Genomic DNA, 1,422 nt, shown 5'->3' with positions numbered 1-1,422 from the left:
TAATGCTGTTCATTTAAGCGGAGCAGCTTTCCGATCTACTGGGTAGCGGGTCTTTGAAATCTTCACCGTCCTGGGTCTTGAAGGCCTTGGGCGGTGATCCAGAAACAGCCCGCCGATTCCCGCCCTCAACTCTGATAATCGTCGCCCGGTTGCTGAAATCGGGTTGGCCGCCGCCATCACGATCAATTGCACGGCGATGTATTGGGCCACCGGCTTGAAGCGTATGTCGCACGGAGAGCGTCCAAAAGCCACTGCAGCTTGGCTCGCCTCACGGCGGATGATGTTGTAGGCCAGCAACACCCCCCAGACCTCTTGGTAGACCAACTCCTTGACCTTGCTACGCAGGGTCATCGCATTCTGTTGCAGAGAGCTTTTGATATTCCGGAAGCCCAGTTCGATCTCCCAGCGCTCCTGATACAGCTTGGCGATGGTCTTGGCGCTGTAAGTATCCGCTGGCAGCGAGGTGAGGACTGTCTTGACCTTGCCCTTCACGGCGTAGCTGACTTCGCGCACCTCCCAGTGCGTTGGCAGGTCGGGGTTGCGCTTTCGTGCCTGGGCCGACACCTTCATGCACAGCAGGCGATCTCCCTTGCCGTAGCGAGCGACCTCCTCGCTGACCAAGCCCTTGCGGGCCGGAATCAGCCAGTGCCTGTTTTCCCCTGTCGAAGCCAGGCCCAGCAGCAAATCGGCACTCCAGAAGCCCTTATCGAACAGCGTCACCGAATGACGGGGAATTTGCTGCATAAACTCATCGGCCAAACGCATTTCATTGCGCCGATAGGGGCTCAGTCGGGCATCCAGAATCAAGTGCGAGCGCACGTTCATCAGGGCCACCAGCCGCAGCATGGGAAACGGCGTCTGGCGCTCGGTGGAGGTATTGCCGGAACCGAAATGCTCCCTGAGCTCATGGGTATCCGGGGTGCGCAGAAGCGCACCATCCACGGCTAGCACTTGCAGCCCCTGCCAAGTATCGCCCTCATAGCGCTCGCAGCCCCAGTGCTTACCCGTCTGGCGAAACAGCCACTCAACCGGATCGGCACCCAGGCGCCTGCGCGCCTCGGTGACACCGCTTCTGGCCAGCAGGTCGTGAGAGGCCAGGCCCTGGGCGCAGATATTCAGGCGCCGCGCCACCTCATGGACAGGTTCGTCGCGGAATAACGCCATGCCAAGCACCAGCCAGAGCACCTGATCGCTGGGCAGACGCCGCCGCCGAATGGTGGCCTGGGCGGAAAGATCCAATGCGGATGCCACCCACTCGATCGGAATGTTCTGGGTGAAGGTGCTCAGATCGGAGAAGTTGAACAGGTCGCCTAGATCAAGTAGCTGTTGTTGGAGAGACATAAAAAATCCGATACCAGAAGCCTGGCATCGGATTTTCGTGGAAGCCCCGCGGGGGCTCAAATGCTTAAGTGAACAGCATTA

Annotated in this window: 1 protein-coding gene; it reads right to left on the bottom strand. The window is 59.4% G+C overall.

Going from position 1 to position 1,422, the window contains the following annotated elements; all coding sequences use genetic code 11:
• Positions 1 to 9: 9 nt before the first annotated feature.
• Positions 10 to 1,341 carry an IS4 family transposase gene (locus ACSVIK_RS25960; RefSeq protein ID WP_442447012.1) on the bottom strand — a complete coding sequence of 444 codons (1,332 nt, stop codon included), beginning with the start codon at positions 1,339 to 1,341 and terminating at the stop codon, positions 10 to 12.
• Between the last annotated feature and the right edge of the window lie 81 nt (positions 1,342 to 1,422).

Origin of the sequence: Pseudomonas sp. NCHU5216 (assembly GCF_052156495.1) — a bacterium.
Taxonomy (GTDB): domain Bacteria; phylum Pseudomonadota; class Gammaproteobacteria; order Pseudomonadales; family Pseudomonadaceae; genus Aquipseudomonas.
This window is presented reverse-complemented; position numbering and strand designations above follow the sequence as displayed.